Source organism: Herbiconiux sp., assembly GCF_023264895.1.
Taxonomy (GTDB): domain Bacteria; phylum Actinomycetota; class Actinomycetes; order Actinomycetales; family Microbacteriaceae; genus Herbiconiux.
This window is the reverse complement of the sequence record NZ_JAHFUY010000022.1, coordinates 15,125-30,328: the sequence shown is the minus strand read 5'-3', so window position 1 is coordinate 30,328 and position 15,204 is coordinate 15,125. Positions and strand designations below refer to the sequence as shown.

The 15,204-nt window shown below is 71.3% G+C and carries 15 protein-coding genes; 12 read left to right on the top strand and 3 right to left on the bottom strand.

What is annotated here, in order from left to right:
- From Q0D57_RS04365 to Q0D57_RS04355, 3 genes are read left to right on the top strand one after another with little or no spacing between them, the layout of a single operon-like run.
- Complete coding sequence (locus tag Q0D57_RS04365) at positions 1 to 1,437, top strand: GH1 family beta-glucosidase (protein WP_291038739.1); 1,437 nt, start codon at positions 1 to 3, stop codon at positions 1,435 to 1,437.
- Between the two features lie 57 nt (positions 1,438 to 1,494).
- On the top strand, positions 1,495 to 2,061 hold the full coding sequence (locus tag Q0D57_RS04360; RefSeq protein WP_291038738.1) for a LemA family protein: 567 nt from the start codon (positions 1,495 to 1,497) through the stop codon (positions 2,059 to 2,061).
- Between the two features lie 9 nt (positions 2,062 to 2,070).
- Positions 2,071 to 2,943 (top strand): M48 family metallopeptidase, encoded by an 873-nt coding sequence (locus tag Q0D57_RS04355; protein WP_291038737.1) that lies wholly within the window; start codon positions 2,071 to 2,073, stop codon positions 2,941 to 2,943.
- Here Q0D57_RS04355 and Q0D57_RS04350 read toward each other — a convergent pair.
- Positions 2,940 to 4,142 carry a crosslink repair DNA glycosylase YcaQ family protein gene (locus Q0D57_RS04350; RefSeq protein ID WP_291038726.1) on the bottom strand — a complete coding sequence of 401 codons (1,203 nt, stop codon included), beginning with the start codon at positions 4,140 to 4,142 and terminating at the stop codon, positions 2,940 to 2,942. The two genes, Q0D57_RS04355 and Q0D57_RS04350, sit on opposite strands and share 4 nt — an antisense overlap.
- 177 nt (positions 4,143 to 4,319) lie before the next feature.
- Here Q0D57_RS04350 and Q0D57_RS04345 point away from each other — a divergent pair, with 177 nt between their 5' ends.
- The 9 genes from Q0D57_RS04345 (at position 4,320) to Q0D57_RS04305 (ending at position 13,328) form a co-directional block, all read left to right on the top strand.
- Positions 4,320 to 5,462, top strand: coding sequence for an ABC transporter substrate-binding protein (locus Q0D57_RS04345; protein WP_291038723.1), 1,143 nt, complete (start codon positions 4,320 to 4,322; stop codon positions 5,460 to 5,462).
- A 77-nt stretch (positions 5,463 to 5,539) separates the two neighbouring features.
- Positions 5,540 to 6,382 carry an ABC transporter permease gene (locus Q0D57_RS04340; protein ID WP_291038881.1) on the top strand — a complete coding sequence of 281 codons (843 nt, stop codon included), beginning with the start codon at positions 5,540 to 5,542 and terminating at the stop codon, positions 6,380 to 6,382.
- Positions 6,379 to 7,203 (top strand): ABC transporter permease subunit, encoded by an 825-nt coding sequence (locus Q0D57_RS04335; protein WP_291038720.1) that lies wholly within the window; start codon positions 6,379 to 6,381, stop codon positions 7,201 to 7,203. The genes Q0D57_RS04340 and Q0D57_RS04335 overlap by 4 nt, the downstream gene beginning before the upstream one ends.
- Positions 7,200 to 8,282, top strand: coding sequence for an ABC transporter ATP-binding protein (locus tag Q0D57_RS04330; protein WP_291038716.1), 1,083 nt, complete (start codon positions 7,200 to 7,202; stop codon positions 8,280 to 8,282). Before Q0D57_RS04335 ends, Q0D57_RS04330 begins: the two co-directional genes overlap by 4 nt.
- A gap of 44 nt (positions 8,283 to 8,326) precedes the next feature.
- Positions 8,327 to 9,535, top strand: coding sequence for an AI-2E family transporter (locus tag Q0D57_RS04325; protein WP_291038713.1), 1,209 nt, complete (start codon positions 8,327 to 8,329; stop codon positions 9,533 to 9,535).
- A complete protein-coding gene (ilvA, locus tag Q0D57_RS04320) occupies positions 9,528 to 10,829 on the top strand; it encodes a threonine ammonia-lyase (protein ID WP_291038710.1) in 1,302 nt (433 codons plus the stop codon). The genes Q0D57_RS04325 and ilvA overlap by 8 nt, the downstream gene beginning before the upstream one ends.
- A complete protein-coding gene (locus Q0D57_RS04315; RefSeq protein WP_291038707.1) occupies positions 10,826 to 11,920 on the top strand; it encodes an NAD-dependent epimerase/dehydratase family protein in 1,095 nt (364 codons plus the stop codon). Before ilvA ends, Q0D57_RS04315 begins: the two co-directional genes overlap by 4 nt.
- Complete coding sequence (locus Q0D57_RS04310) at positions 11,917 to 12,642, top strand: glycosyltransferase family 2 protein (RefSeq protein WP_291038703.1); 726 nt, start codon at positions 11,917 to 11,919, stop codon at positions 12,640 to 12,642. The genes Q0D57_RS04315 and Q0D57_RS04310 overlap by 4 nt, the downstream gene beginning before the upstream one ends.
- Positions 12,643 to 12,680: 38 nt before the next feature.
- Positions 12,681 to 13,328: a DUF2064 domain-containing protein gene (locus Q0D57_RS04305; protein WP_291038700.1), complete on the top strand. Its 648-nt coding sequence runs from the start codon at positions 12,681 to 12,683 to the stop codon at positions 13,326 to 13,328.
- A gap of 94 nt (positions 13,329 to 13,422) precedes the next feature.
- Here Q0D57_RS04305 and Q0D57_RS04300 read toward each other — a convergent pair whose 3' ends face one another.
- Together Q0D57_RS04300 and Q0D57_RS04295 are read right to left on the bottom strand one after the other, a co-directional pair.
- Complete coding sequence (locus Q0D57_RS04300; protein WP_291038696.1) at positions 13,423 to 13,863, bottom strand: hypothetical protein; 441 nt, start codon at positions 13,861 to 13,863, stop codon at positions 13,423 to 13,425.
- A complete protein-coding gene (locus tag Q0D57_RS04295) occupies positions 13,860 to 15,071 on the bottom strand; it encodes a molybdopterin-dependent oxidoreductase (protein ID WP_291038692.1) in 1,212 nt (403 codons plus the stop codon). The genes Q0D57_RS04300 and Q0D57_RS04295 overlap by 4 nt, the downstream gene beginning before the upstream one ends.
- Between the last annotated feature and the right edge of the window lie 133 nt (positions 15,072 to 15,204).

Sequence of the window (15,204 nt, the reverse complement as noted above, 5' to 3'; positions counted from 1 at the left end):
GTGCGATCACCCGAGGAGCGCCGCGAGTTCGCGCGCGATCTCGCCGGCCGGCTGCCCGAGGGCTTCGTGCTCGGCACCGCCACGAGCGCCTTCCAGATCGAGGGTGCCACCCACGAGGGCGGCCGGGGCGAGTCGGTGTGGGATGCGTTCACCGCCCAGCGCGGCCGCATCCTCGACGGCTCGACGGCCGACCGGGCGGCCGACCACCTGCACCGCTATCCGGAGGACGTGGAGCTGCTGCGCGACCTCGGCGCCGACGCCTACCGCTTCTCGTTCTCGTGGCCGCGGCTGCAGCCCGAGGGCAAGGGCGCCCTCCGGCAGGAGGGGCTCGACTTCTACCGCCGCCTGCTCGACGCGCTCGACGGTGCCGGGGTGCAGACGTTCGCCACCCTGTTCCACTGGGACACCCCGACGGCCCTGCCCGGCGGCTGGTTCAACCGCGACACAGCCCTCCGCTTCGGCGACCTCGCCTTCGCGCTGGGGGAGGAGTTCGGCGACCGCATCGGACATTGGGCCACGATCAATGAGCCCGCCACCGTCACCCTCCAGGGCTACGCGCTCGGCGTGCACGCGCCGGGGGCCACGCGCCTGTTCAACGCGCTGCCCGCCGCCCATCAGCTGCTGCTCGGTCACGGCGTGGCCGTGCAGGCCCTCCGGGCGGCGGATGTGCGGGGCGGGGTCGGCATCGTCAACGTGCACTCCCCGGTGGTGCCGGCCACAGCCGACGAGCCCGACGTGGTGTTCGCGGGACTGTTCGACCTGCTGCACAACCGGATCTTCGCCGATCCGGTGCTGCTCGGCCACTACCCGGAGCCGCCCGAGGGCTTCGCCGCGCTGTTCGACGCGCTCACCGAGGCCGACCCGGCCGACCTCGCGATCATCGCGCAGCCGCTCGACTTCTACGGCCTCAACTACTACATGCCCACCCGGATCGCCGCGGGCTCGGGCGGATCGGCGACGCCCGACGGCGAGTCGTCGGCCATGGCGAAGCTGCCGTTCCATCTCGCGCCCTGGCCCGATTTCGACCGCACGGGCTTCGGCTGGCCCATCGCGCCGGAGTTCCTCGGCACGGCGCTCGAAGAGCTCGCCGAGCGCTACGGATCGCTGCTGCCGCCCGTCTACATCACCGAGAACGGCGCGAGCTTCCCCGACCTGGTCGAGCTCGCCGAGGACGACGGCACCCCCTTCGTGGCCGACGGGCGCCGGATCGACTACCTGGCCGAGCACCTCGACGCCGCGGTCCGGGCCGTGAGCGGCGGGGGCGCGGCCTCCGGGATCGACCTGAGGGGCTACTTCGCCTGGTCGCTGCTCGACAACTTCGAGTGGGCCGCCGGCTACACGCAGCGGTTCGGGCTCGTGCACGTCGACTTCGACGACTTCACCCGCACGCCGAAGGACTCGTACCGCTGGTTCCGGCTGCTTGCCGAGTCGCGGTAGCTGGGAGAGCACCCGCGGCCCCTGAACGACAACCGTCGGCTCGCTATACTCGGGGCCATGGAATGGCTGATCCCGGTAATCATCGTCGTCGTGATCGCAGCGATCATCGGCATCTACCTCTGGGCGACCTACAACTCGCTCGTCTCCCTGAAGGTGCGCGTCGACGAGGCGTGGAGCGACATCACGGTGCAGCTGAAGCGCCGCGCCGATCTGCTGCCCAACCTGATCGAGTCGGTCAAGGGCTACGCGGCGCACGAGAAGGCCGTCTTCGAGAACGTCACGAAGGCCCGTGCCGAGACCCTCGGCGCGCAGGGCCCGGCGGAGGCGTCGGTGGCCGAGAACCACATGCAGCAGGCGCTCAAGAGCATCTTCGCCGTGGCGGAGGCCTACCCCCAGCTCCAGGCCAGCCAGAACTTCCTGCAGCTGCAGGCCGAGATCGTCGACACCGAGGACAAGGTGCAGGCGTCGCGCCGCTTCTACAATGGGGGCGTGCGGGAGCTCAACACCAAGGTCCAGCAGTTCCCCAACAACGTCTTCGCGCGCCGCCTCGGCTTCTCCGAGCGCGAGTTCTTCGAGGTCTCCGACGTCGCGGCCATCGCCGAGCCGCCTCGCGTGCAGTTCTAGAACCGGTCCATGTATCGCGCCATAGCCAAGAACAAGCGCAACACGGTCTTCATCATCGCGCTGTTCCTGCTGTTCATCGGCGGTCTCGGCTGGCTCGCAAGCTACGTCTACGGCAACCTCACGATCGTGATCGTGACGGTCGTGGTGGCCGCCGTGTACGCGCTCATCCAGTACTTCGCCGCGAGCGGCCAGGCGCTCACCATGAGCGGCGCCCGGCAGATCGAGAAGCGCGACAACCCGCGGCTGTACCGCGTGGTCGAGAACCTCACCATCGCCACGGGGATGCCGATGCCGAAGGTCTACATCATCGACGACCCGGCGCCGAACGCGTTCGCGACCGGTCGCGATCCGGAGCACGCCGTCGTGGCCGCCACCACCGGCCTCCTCGCCATCATGGACGACTCGGAGCTCGAGGGCGTCATGGCGCACGAGCTCGGCCACGTCAAGAACTACGACATCCGCGTCTCGATGATCGTGTTCGGGCTCGTGGTGGCCGTGGGGTTCGTGGCCGACATGCTGCTGCGGCTCACCCTCTTCGGCCGGGGCAACAACAACTCCAACCCGATCATGATGATCTTCGGGCTCGTGGCGCTGCTGATCGCACCCCTCATCGCCACCGCGGTGCAGCTCGCCGTCTCCCGCCAGCGCGAGTACCTCGCGGATGCCACGGGCGCCATGACCACCCGGCACCCGGATGCGCTCGCGAGCGCCCTCGAGAAGCTCGCCGCCTACGGCCGCCCCATGCTCCGCCAGTCGTCGTCGATGTCGCACATGTGGATCTCCGACCCCATGAAGCCCGGCTTCATGGACAAGCTCTTCGTCACCCACCCGCCGCTGCCGGAGCGGATCGAGCGGTTGCGCACGATGGGTGGGGGATTTTAGGCGCGGGCTAGTTCTGCTGCCAGGGCGGGGGCGAGGGTGCCTTTGCCGGTGACGTGGATGGGGGCGGGGAGCTTCTGCCAGGCGGCGGCTCGGCGGAGGAGGGACGCTATGCGGGGGACGTCGTCGGGGAGGAGGCCGGGCTCGGCCCAGGCGGACTGCACGCGGAGGACGCCGGACTGGCGGTCGCTCTTGAGGTCGATGCGGGCCGGGAGGCGGTCGTCGATGAGCACCGGGAGCGTGTAGTAGCCGTAGACGCGCTTGGGCTCGGGCGTGTAGATCTCGATGCGGTAGTGGAAGTCGAAGAGCCGCTCGGTGCGCGAGCGCTCCCACACCACGGGGTCGAACGGCGAGAGCAGCGCCTCGGCCTCGATCCGGCGCGGCCGGCGGGCATCCCGGTGCAGCCAGGCGGGCTTCGACCAGCCCTCCACCTCCACCGGCACGAGCTCGCCCTCCTCCACCAGCGAGAGCACCGCGGGCAGGGCGTCGACCGTCTTCAGCCGGAAGTAGTCGGCGAAGTCCTTCAGCGTTCCGATGCCGTGCGCCCTCGCCGACATCGACATCAGCTGCCGCACCGCCTCCTCCCGGGGCACCTCCACACCGAGCACCGAGGCGGGCAGCACATGCTCGGGCAGCGCGTAGACCCGCTCGAACCGCACCCGGCCGGCCGAGACCACGTCGCCCACCCGGAACATCGTCTCGAGCCCTCGTTTGACCTCCGACCAGCCCCACCACGGCCCCTGGCGGCGGTTGGAGTCGTGCTCGATCTCGCTCGCGCGCATCGGCCCCTTCGCGGCCAGCTCGGCGCGCAGCCACTCGATCATCGAGGCGTTGGCCTGCTCGGTCGTGCTCCACTCGTCGGTGCGGGCGGCGAACCGGTCGCGGTAGTCGTTCTTCCGCCACGCCATCAGCGGCAGCGTCTCGACCGGCAGGAACGACGCCTCGTGCGCCCAGTACTCCGTCACCCCCTTGCCGTAGGTCACGGCGTCGAGCACCGACTTGTCGTAGTGCCCGAGCCGCGCGAACACCGGCTGGTAGTGGCTGCGCTCGTAGACGTTCACCGAGTCGATCTGCAGCAGCGCGAGCCGGCGCAGCAAGAGATTGAACTGGCGGGTGCCGGGGCCCGCGCTCGGGCGCGCCCCGAACCCCTGGGCCGCCAGGGCGATCCGCCGCGCCAGTGCCGCTGAAATCGTGTCGACCATGGCTCCAGACCCTACCCGGCGCCCCCGACATCCTCGACACCGCTCGTTCACGCCCGGTTCACGGCGGCGACGGCGAAGCGTCCCCCGCGCTCCTTAGCCTGCAGAGGTCGGCACCCCGGCATCGCAACAGCCCGCTCACAGCGCGGGCGGCCGGTGGCCGACACCCTGGAGGATCACTTGTTCACCAAGCGCACCGCGATCACGGGACTCGCCGTCGTCGCAGCCGTCGCCCTGGGCCTCACCGGCTGCTCCGCCGAGGCGTCCGCCGACTCCGACGCCGGCGCGGAAGCGGTCGACGCCGCCACCGCCACGAGCCTCGCCGACTTCGGCTCGCTCGAAGCCCTCGAGGAGGCCGCCAAGGCCGAAGGCTCGCTCAACGTCATCGCGCTGCCGCGCGACTGGGCCAACTACGGCGCCGTGCTCGACGCGTTCGCCGCCAAGTACCCCGAGATCACCATCAACGAGGCCAGCCCCGACGCCTCGAGCGCCGAGGAGATCCAGGCCGCCGAGAACCTCGCCGGCCAGGACACCGCCCCCGACGTCTTCGACCTGGGCGCGGCCGTGGCTCTCGCCAACACCGACCAGTTCGCGCCCTACCAGGTCGAGACCTGGGCCGACATCCCGGATGCGCTCAAGGAGCAGTCGGGCCTCTGGGTGGGCGACTACGGCGGGTACATGGCCGTCGGCTACGACCCCGACGCCGTTCCCGCCCCCGAGAGCCTCGAGGACCTCCTCGGCGCCGACTACAAGGGCAAGGTCGCGATCAACGGCGACCCGACCCAGGCCGGCGCCGCGTTCGCGGCGGTGGGCCTCGCCGCCGTGCAGAACGGTGGATCGGTCGACGACTTCCAGGCCGGCATCGACTTCTTCTCCGAGCTGAACAAGGCCGGCAACTTCGTGAAGATCGACCCGACGCCCGCGACCATCGCGAGCGGTGAGACCCCCGTGGTCTTCGACTGGGACTACCTCAACGTGGGCTACGGCGCCGAGCTCGAGGGCCAGCGCAACTGGGAGGTCGCCATCCTCCCCGGCACCGGCTACGCGGGCTACTACAACCAGGCCGTGAACATCGACGCACCGAACCCGGCCGCCGCGCGCCTGTGGCAGGAGTTCCTCTACAGCGACGAGGCGCAGAACCTGTGGCTCGAGGGCGGCGCCCGCCCCGTGCGCGCCGACGCCATGGCCGAGGCCGGCACCATCGACGAGGAGCTCTTCGCGGCACTGCCCGAGACCCCCGACGAGACCGTCGTGCCCGACGCCGCTCAGGCCGAGGCGGCCTCGACGCTGCTCGGCGAGAAGTGGGCGGCCGCCGTCCAGTGAGCGAACGCATCCTGAGCCCCGCGGCGGGCATCGCTCCGCCGCGGGGCCCGGGGGCGCCCCGCCGAGGTCGCTCCCCGATCTCGGGCAGCGTCCTCGGCCTCGTGCCGTTCACGGCCTACATCCTGCTCTTCCTCGCGCTGCCGACCCTCCTCGCGCTCGGCACGGGCCTCGTCGACGGCGACGGCGCCTTCACCTGGACCAACCTCGCCGCCCTCGGCGATCCGGTGGTGCTGAACACGTTCGGCAACTCGCTCTGGCTCTCGGCGCTCACCGCCGTGGTCGGGGCGGTCGTGGGCGCGCTGTTCTGCTACGCCCTGATCGGTGCGAAGCCGACGGGCGTCCTCCGCACGGTGGTCGACGCCGCGAGCGGCGTGCTCGCCCAGTTCGGCGGCGTGATGCTCGCGTTCGCGTTCGTCGCGACCATCGGCATCCAGGGCATGGTCACCCTCTGGCTCCGCGACACCTTCGGCACCGACATCTTCGCCGACGGCGTCTGGCTCTACGACACCCCGGGGCTCATCCTGCCCTACCTCTACTTCCAGGTGCCGCTCATGATCATCACCTTCCTGCCGGCCCTCGAGGGCCTGAAGCCGCAGTGGGCCGAGGCCACCGCGATGCTCGGCGGCAGCCGGTTCGGCTACTGGCGCCACATCGGCGCGCCCGTGCTGCTGCCCTCGTTCGTCGGCTGCCTGCTGCTGCTGTTCGCCAACGCGTTCTCCTCGTTCGCCACCGCCGCGGCGCTCACCAGCCAGGGCTCGCAGATCGTGCCGCTGCAGATCCGCGCGGCCCTCACGAGCGAGACCGTGCTCGGCCGGGAGAACCTCGCCGGCGCCCTCGCCCTCGGCATGATCGTGGTGATGGTGGTCGTGATGGCGCTCTACTCGCTGCTCATGCGCCGCGCCGCGAGGTGGCAGCGATGAGCGGGCTGCCCCAGGTGCATCCTGGCCCCACGCGGCTGACCCGGTGGATCATCGTGGTCGTCATCGGCGGCCTCTTCCTCGTGCCCATCGCGGCCATGATCGAGTTCACCCTGCGGCGCGGCCTCGAGGGCGGCTACGACCTCGCGCGCTGGGCCGAGCTGTTCGGCGGCGACGGCCTCACGGGCGAGTACAAGCCCGTGCTGACCGGCCTCACCAACTCGCTCCTGCTCGCGGTCGTCACGGTGCTCATCATGCTCGTGCTGCTCGTTCCCACCATGGTGCTCGTGCGCATCCGGTTCCCCGCCCTCGAGCGCGTGCTCGAGTTCGTGTGCCTCCTGCCCATCACGATCCCCGCCATCGTGCTCGTCGTGGGGCTCGCGCCGGTCTACTCGGTCGTGGCAAGGATCTTAGGCTCCGGCGTCTGGCCGCTCGCGTTCGCCTACGGCATCCTCGTGCTGCCCTACGCCTACCGCGCCATCCAGGCCAACCTCCGGGCGGTCGACGTCGTGACCCTCAGCGAAGCGGCCCGCTCGCTCGGCGCGGGCTGGCTCACCATTCTCCTCCGCGTGGTGGTCCCGAACATCCGGCGGGGCCTCCTCGCCGCCTCGTTCATCTCGGTGGCCGTGGTGCTCGGCGAGTACACGATCGCGGCGCTCCTGAACCGGGTGAACCTGCAGACCGCGCTCGTGATCGTGTCGAAGGCCGATCCGTTCGTGGCCATCATCTTCGCCCTGCTCGCCCTGGCCTTCGCCTTCGCGCTGCTCATCGGCATCGGATTCATCGGCGCGGGACCGCGCACTCAGAGGAAAGTTCGTTCATGACCACGACGTCGCCCACACCCACGACCACGACCCCTGCCCAGATGGGCGCCCGGGTCGAGCTCCGCGCCATCGAGAAGGAGTTCGCGGGCGGCCACCGCGGCCTCGACGGCATCGACCTCGTGATCGAACCAGGGGAGTTCGTGGCCCTGCTCGGCCCGAGCGGCTGCGGCAAGACCACGGCCCTGCGGGTGCTCGCGGGCCTCGAGTCGGCCACCGGAGGATCCGTGCTCGTCGACGGCGAGGACGTCTCCGGGGTCCCCGCGCGCCACCGCGACATCGGCATGGTGTTCCAGTCGTACTCGCTGTTCCCTCACCTCACCTCGCTCGCCAACGTCGAGTTCGGTCTGCGGATGCGCAAGGTGCCCGCGGCCGAGCGGCGCCGACGGGCGGGCGACGCCCTCGAGATGGTGGGCCTCGGCGGGTTCGGCGGCCGCTACGCGCACGAGCTCTCGGGCGGGCAGCAGCAGCGCGTCGCTCTCGCCCGTGCGCTCGTGACCGAGCCCAGGGTGCTGCTGCTCGACGAGCCGCTCTCGGCGCTCGACGCCCGGGTGCGCGTTCAGCTGCGTGAGGAGATCCGGCGCATCCAGCGCGAGTTCGGCATCACGACGCTCTTCGTGACGCACGACCAGGAGGAGGCCCTCGCGGTGGCCGACCGGGTGGCCGTGATGCGGGCGGGGCGGATCGAGCAGATCGGCACGCCCGAGAACCTCTACGAGCGTGCCGCGACGGCCTTCGTGGCCGAGTTCGTGGGGCAGACCAACCGGCTGCCGGGCCGGGTGTCGGGCGGTGTCGTGGAGCTCGAGGGCGGGGTGCGGCTCCCGCTCATCGACCAGGCGGCGGCCGAGGGCGACGTGGTGGCGTTCGTGCGCCCAGAGGATCTGCGATTCGGCGCGGCGGGGCTGGCGGCGGAGGTCGTCTCGACGAGCTTCCTCGGCTCGTTCCGGCGCACCTCGGTGGCGCTCGACGACGGCACGGTGCTGGCCGTGCAGCACGCCGCGGGATTCGTGCCGGAGGTCGACGAGAGGCTCTTCCTCGAGTTCGCCGGGGCGCCCGTGGCGGTCGCGCAGCGGGAGCTGTGACTCGCATGCGAGCGGGCGCATACGAGCGCTCCTAGACTTGGCCCATGTCTCCGTTCGGGCGATCGCGCCGGGGTGCGCCGAAGTCGCCTTCCGACGTGCCCGTGAAGCCCGCCGTCCGGCCGGCCACCGCTCCCGGCCCTGACCGCTACGACCCGCTCGAGTCGGTGCCGCCCGGCATGCAGCTCGCCGGGGCGTGGTCGTGGCGCATCCTCGTGGTGCTCGGCGTGCTCGCGGCCATCGGGTTCCTCATCATCCAGCTGCGGCTGCTCATCATCCCGCTCATGGTGGCGGTCGTGCTGTCGGCGCTGCTCGTGCCGTTCAAGAACTTCCTCGTGCGGCACCGCTGGCCCAAGGGTCTCGCGGTGGCGGCCGCCGAGCTCGGCACCCTCGTGGTGGTGGCCGGGCTCATCTTCCTCGTCGTGACGCAGGTCACCTCCGGGTTCGACGACCTGCGCTCGCAGACCCTCAACTCCTACAACGACCTCAAGGCGTTCCTCGCGCAGTCTCCGCTGCAGGTCTCCGAAGACGACTTCAACGACTACGTGGCGCAGATCTGGGGTGCGATCCAGCAGGACGGCCAGGCCCTCATCACGGGTGCCGCGGCGGTGGGCTCGAGCATCGGGCACGTGCTCGCAGGAGTGCTGCTGACCCTCTTCTCCACCCTGTTTATCCTGATCGACGGCGAGCGGATCTGGCGCTGGATCGTGCACGTGTTCCCCCGCAAGGCCCGTGCGGCCACCGACGGGGCCGGCCGGGCCGGCTGGGCGACGCTGCAGAACTTCGTGAAGGTGCAGATCCTCGTGGCCTCGATCGACGCCGTGGGCATCGGGGTCGGTGCGGCCATCCTGCAGGTGCCGCTCGCCATCCCGGTCGCCGTGCTGGTGTTCCTCGGCTCGTTCATCCCCATCATCGGAGCCGTGCTCACGGGAACCGTGGCCGTGTTCATCGCCCTCGTCTACAACGGCTGGGTGATCGCCCTCATCATGCTCGGCGTCGTGCTGCTCGTGCAGCAGATCGAGGGGCACGTGCTGCAGCCGCTCATCATGGGCACGGCCGTGAAGGTGCATCCGCTCGCCGTGGTGCTCGCGGTCGCGGGGGGCTCCATGGTGGCGGGCATCGCCGGCGCGTTCTTCGCCGTGCCGCTCGTGGCCACCCTCAACGTCATGGTCAACTACGTCGCCGGGGGCGCGTGGCGGGCGACCGCCGACGAGCGCGCCCTCATCCCACCGAAGGATCCCCTCACCGATGTCTGAGCCCACCAGTCTCACCTACCCGCCCACGGAGCCGGCCGAGGCCTCGTCCGCGCCGTCGTCCCGTGAGGGCTCCGCCTGGCCCTCGCTCGCCGAGATCGAGGCCGCGCGCATCCGTGTGTCGAAGGCCGCGCAGGTCACGCCCATGGAGAGCTCGCGCTTCCTCAGCGACATCATCGGATCCCCGGTCTTCATGAAGTGCGAGAACCTGCAGCGCACCGGCTCCTACAAGATCCGCGGAGCCTACAACCGCATCTCGAGCCTCAGCGACGAGGAGAAGGCGCGCGGCGTCGTGGCCGCGTCGGCCGGCAACCACGCCCAGGGCGTGGCGTTCGCGGCGCGGGAGCTCGGCATCAAGGCCACCATCTTCATGCCCATCGGCGTGCCGCTGCCGAAGCTCCAGGCCACCCGCCACTACGGCGCCGACGTCATCCTGCGCGGCCACTCGGTGGAGGAGGCGCTCCGTGCCGCCGCCGAGTTCTCGCAGTCGACCGGTGCCGTCGTCATCCCGCCGTTCGACCACATCGACGTCGTCATGGGGCAGGCCACGCTCGGGCTCGAGATCCTCGACCAGGTCCCGGATGCCGACACGGTCGTGGTGCCGATCGGCGGCGGCGGGCTCATCTCGGGCATCGCGAGCGCGGTCAAGCAGCGCGCGGCGGCCGAGGGCCGCTCGATCCGGGTGATCGGGGTGCAGGCGGCCAACGCCGCCGCCTACCCGCCCTCGCTCGAGGCGGGAGAGCCCGTGGAGATCGTGACCACGCCCACGATCGCCGACGGCATCCAGGTCTCGCGGCCGGGCGTGCTCAACTTCGAGATCATCCACGAGCTCGTCGACGAGGTCGTCACCGTCACCGAGGCCGACACCGCCAGGGCTCTGCTGCTGCTGCTCGAGCGCGCCAAGCAGGTCGTCGAGCCGGCGGGCGCCGTGGGCGTGGCCGCCATGCTCTCGGGGCAGGTGAAGAACGCGGGCACGACGGTGGTGGTGCTCTCGGGCGGCAACATCGATCCGCTGCTCATGCAGCGCGTCATCAGCCACGGCCTCGCGGCCTCGGAGCGCTACCTCAAGCTGCGGATCATGCTTCCGGATCGCCCGGGTCAGCTCGCGCGCACCGCCGAGATCGTGGCCGAGGCCAACGCCAACGTGGTGGAGGTGCAGCACACCCGCCACGGCAAGGGCCTGCAGATCAGCCAGGTCGAGCTCGAGCTGCACATCGAGACGCGTGGGCCCGACCACCGCGAGCTCGTGGTCGCCAAGCTGCGCGACGCCGGCTACGACCTGCGCATCGAGCAGTGACGGGCCGTCTCCTCGTCACGGGCGGCGCCGGGTTCATCGGCGGCGCCGTGGTCGACGCCGCGCTCGCGGGCGGCTGGCGGGTGCGGGTGATCGACTCGCTGCGGGAGGACGTGCACGGCGCGGCCTCCGGTGGCGGTGGCGGGGCATCCGAGATCGCATCCGCTCTGCCGGAAGGCGTGGAGTTCGTGCGGGCCGACGTGCGCGACGCCGAGGCCGTGCGATCGGCCCTCGAGGGCGTCGACGCCGTCTGCCACCAGGCCGGCAAGGTCGGGCTCGGCGTCGACTTCTACGACGCCGCCGACTACGTGGCCTCGAACGACCTCGGCACCGCGGTGCTGCTCACCGAGATGACCCGCGCGGGCATCGGCTCCTACGTGTTCGCGTCGTCGATGGTGGTCTACGGCGAGGGCGCCTACCGCTCCAGCCGCGGCCGGGTGCGCCCGCTGCCGCGCGCCGCCGCCGATCTCGATGCGGGGCGCTTCGAGCCGCGCGATCCGGAGACGGGCGAGGCGCTCGAGCCCGAGCTCATCGGCGAGGCCGAGCCGCTCGATCCCCGCAACGTCTATGCCAGCACCAAGCTCGCGCAGGAGCACCTCGCCGCCTCCTGGGCGCGCTCCACGGGGGGCCGGGCGATCGGGCTCCGCTACCACAACGTCTACGGGCCGGGCATGCCGCAGAACACGCCCTACGCCGGGGTCGCGTCGCTGTTCCGCTCGGCGCTCGCGCGCGGCGAGGCACCTCGGGTGTTCGAAGACGGCGGTCAGCGCCGCGACTTCGTGCACGTGCGCGACGTGGCGGGGGCGAACCTCGCGGCCGTGCACGGCGTGGGGAAGCAGGCCGAGGGCACGTTCCGGGCCTTCAACGTGGGCAGCGGCACCGTGCACACGATCGGTGACATGGCGGCCGCGCTCGCACGTGCCGCGGGCGGCGCGGAGCCCGTGGTGACGGGGGAGTACCGGCTCGGCGACGTGCGGCACATCACCGCGTCGTCGGCCCTCATCCGCGCCGAGCTCGGCTGGAGCGCCGCGGTGCCCTTCGATGAGGGGATGCGCGAGTTCGCCGCCGCACCGCTCCGCTCGGCCGTGCGGTGAGCGATCCCGCTTCGTCCGGCGCCGCGGCGTCGGTGCTCGTCGACGTCGTGCTCCCGTGCCTCAACGAGGAGCGGGCGCTGCCGTGGGTGCTCTCGCGCCTGCCCGAGGGCTACCGCGCCATCGTGGTCGACAACGGCTCGACCGACGACTCGGCCGCTGTCGCCCGCCGCCTCGGCGCCACGGTCGTCACCGAGAGCCGCCGCGGGTTCGGCGCCGCCGCCCACGCCGGCCTGGTCGCCGCCACGGCTCCCGTCGTCGCGTTCTGCGACGCCGACGCCTCGATGGATCCGGCGCAGCTCCCGGCCATGGTCGCACTCCTCGACGAGGGTCGTGCCGAGCTCGTCCTCGGCCGCCGCCGGCCCACCCGCCGCGGCGCCTGGCCGCTGCACGCGCGGTTCGCGAACCGGGCGCTCGCCTTCCTCATCCGCCGGCGTGCCCGCATCCGGGTGCACGATCTCGGCCCCCTGCGGGTGGCGCGTCGCGAGCCGCTCGTGGCCCTCGGGCTCGAGGATCGCCGGAGCGGCTACCCCCTCGAGATGCTGCTGCGGGCGCACGCGGCGGGCTGGCGCATCGTCGAGGTCGACGCGCCCTACTCGCCCCGGGTCGGCCGCTCGAAGGTCACGGGCACCCTCAAGGGCACGATCGTGGCCATCAAGGACATGTCGGCGCTCCTGCGTGAGGTGCGCGGGCAATCCGCGGCGGTTTCGCCTCCGAACACGTAGGGTGAGGCGCATTCGCGTCTTGCGTTGAGGAGGTTCGGATGCTCACCATCGTCGTCATCGCGAAGGAGTGCGTGCCCGGTCGGGTCAAGACCCGCCTGCACCCTCCGCTCACGCTCGAGCAGGCCGCCGAGGTGGCTGCCGCGAGTCTCGCCGACACCCTCGAGCTCGTCTCGTCCCTTCCGGCCGACCGCCGCGTGATCGCCTTCGCGGGCACCCTGCTGCCGCCCGAGGCCCAGGGCTTCGAGGTGATGCCCCAGATCGAGGGTGACCTCGACGTGCGGCTCGGCGCGGTCTTCGATGCGATCGAGGGCCCCATGATCCTGATCGGCATGGACACCCCGCAGCTCACCCGCCAGCACTTCGACTACGTGCTCGGCGACTGGTCGGCCGAGGCCGCCACGGGCCCGGATGCCTGGTTCGGCCCCGCGAGCGACGGCGGCTGGTGGGGCCTCGCCCTCCGCGAGCCCACCGGTGATGTGCTGCGTGGAGTCCTCATGTCGCGCGACGACACGGGAGCCCGGCAGCTCGCGAGCCTCGACGCCGCGGGCCTCCGCGTCGGCTTCCTCCCCGAGGTCAACGACGTCGACACCTACGAGGACGCCCTCGAGGTCGCCGCCCTCGCGCCTCACACCCGCTTCGCCGAGGCTCTCACCGCCATCCCGGTCACCCCCGCCCTCACCTCCTGAGCAGTACTGCCGGAGAAACGCGAATCTCGTGTCGACCATCGCCCAGAGCGGGGAGGTCGGCACGAGATTCGCGTTTCTCCACGTGCCCAGTGACTCAGGTGGCGCGCTGCGCCGCGCGGCGGGGCACCGCCCGCACGTACACGGCGCACGCCACCGCCGTGAGCAGCGCCGTGACGCTCCAGAACAGCGCCAGGTTGAGCCCGTAGTCGAGCGGCAGCACGGTGTCGTTCTTCGGCCCGAGCACCTTCGCGTACATCTCGGGCAGCACGAGGAGGCTCATGATCGCCCCGACCACGACGCCGACCTGCACGATCACCACGACCGCGGGCCGCACCCGCCGCCCCGCGCGCCGCATGAGCACGTCGACGCCGAGGAGGGCCGGAGCGAGCACGGCGTCGTGCAGCACGATGGCGCCGAGGATCCAGATGCCGACCCCCACGATCTGGGCGGGCCGCACCTCGGCGACCATCACGACGGCGCCGAGGGCGAGCCCCAGGAGGCCGACGGCGAGCAGGATGATCCGGGCGATCTTCACGATGCCACCTCCAGTGACCGCAGCCACTTCGTCTGCAGCACCCCTGGTCGCCCGGGCGCGATGACGCGCGCCGGGTAGCCGTGCTGGATGTCCAGGGTCCCGCCGTTGAGCTCGAGGGCCACGAGGGTGAGGTCGTCGCCCACGTACTCCGCGCCCATCTCTGTCGTGCGGTAGCCACCGCGCTCCTCGAGGCTGTTCACGATGAGCCGCTTGTCGCTCGGTGCACCGGCCGCCTCGAGCAGGTCGCGCATCCGCACGCCCTTCCAGGTGGCCATCTGGCTCCAGCCCTCCACGCACGCGATCGGCAGATCGACCTGGGTCTGGGGGAGGGCGAGCAGCTGGGCGCGGGTGAAGGTGGCCACGGTTCCGGCGGCCATGACCGTGAGCACCCAGTCGGCGGCCATCGCCGACTCGGTCACCTTCGCCGCCTCGGCGGTGCGGTTGATGGGCAGGCCCTGCGGCCCGATGTCCTTCTGCCGCGGCCCGAAGAGGTTGAGCGGCTTGAGCGCCGCGAACGACTGGCCGGCGGTGAGGGCCACGACCGCCACGGTCGAGAGGCCCACGGCCGCGAAGAAGCCGCGACGGCTGAGGCCGGCCTCCGGCGCGGGGGTGCGGTCGATCCAGTGCATCACGCGCCCGGTCACGCCGGTGGTCGGCACCTCCGACTCGGCGGGCGGCTCGTCGTCGGCCTCGGGCACGGCCTTCGACCAGTTGCGCGCGATGATCGGCAGCTTCACGGCGATGTGGATGGCGAGCGATCCGATGATCACGAACGAGAGCGCCCAGTGCACCTGCTTGAAGTTGAAGGGGAACGGGTACCACTGGTAGGTGTTCAGCAGCCCGATCACGATCTGCACGAGGGAAGCGCCCACGAACAGTGCGATCGAGGCCCGCTCGAGCAGGTGCACCGGGCCCTTGAGCGCCGGCGTCTGGAACAGCTGCGGGTACACGACGTAGAGCTTGCCGAGCAGCAGCGGGAAGCAGGCGATGCCCGCGGTGATGTGGATGCCCTGGGTGACCTGGTAGAGCTGCGGCCAGGTCGCGAAGCGCATCCAGGGCAGCGGATCCTGCAGGAAGTGGCTGTAGACCCCGGTCGCGAAGCACACCAGGAACGCCAACCCCAGCAGTCGCCCGATGACCACCGCGGAGCGCGCGTTCCGCACCGGCGACGTCAACGAGCGGCGCATCCCGTTCAGCAGTCGTCGCATGTGCTCAGCCAACCCTCTCGCGCCGCATTCCGGCACAGGGTGTTCGGCGCGGCGGCGCAAATGGGTGGGGGAGAGCCCGCATGGGTACCAAACGGATGCGTCACCCACGGCGAACAATGAGGGCGCGGGAGCG

Coding starts and splice junctions, on each gene's coding strand:
- Q0D57_RS04335 (WP_291038720.1), top strand. CDS start 6,379: ATGAGCGGGCTGCCCCAGGTGCATCCTGGCCCCACGCGGCTGACCCGG.
- Q0D57_RS04325 (WP_291038713.1), top strand. CDS start 8,327: ATGTCTCCGTTCGGGCGATCGCGCCGGGGTGCGCCGAAGTCGCCTTCC.
- Q0D57_RS04350 (WP_291038726.1), bottom strand. CDS start 4,142: ATGGTCGACACGATTTCAGCGGCACTGGCGCGGCGGATCGCCCTGGCG.
- Q0D57_RS04305 (WP_291038700.1), top strand. CDS start 12,681: ATGCTCACCATCGTCGTCATCGCGAAGGAGTGCGTGCCCGGTCGGGTC.
- Q0D57_RS04295 (WP_291038692.1), bottom strand. CDS start 15,071: ATGCGACGACTGCTGAACGGGATGCGCCGCTCGTTGACGTCGCCGGTG.
- Q0D57_RS04360 (WP_291038738.1), top strand. CDS start 1,495: ATGGAATGGCTGATCCCGGTAATCATCGTCGTCGTGATCGCAGCGATC.
- Q0D57_RS04355 (WP_291038737.1), top strand. CDS start 2,071: ATGTATCGCGCCATAGCCAAGAACAAGCGCAACACGGTCTTCATCATC.
- Q0D57_RS04330 (WP_291038716.1), top strand. CDS start 7,200: ATGACCACGACGTCGCCCACACCCACGACCACGACCCCTGCCCAGATG.
- ilvA (WP_291038710.1), top strand. CDS start 9,528: ATGTCTGAGCCCACCAGTCTCACCTACCCGCCCACGGAGCCGGCCGAG.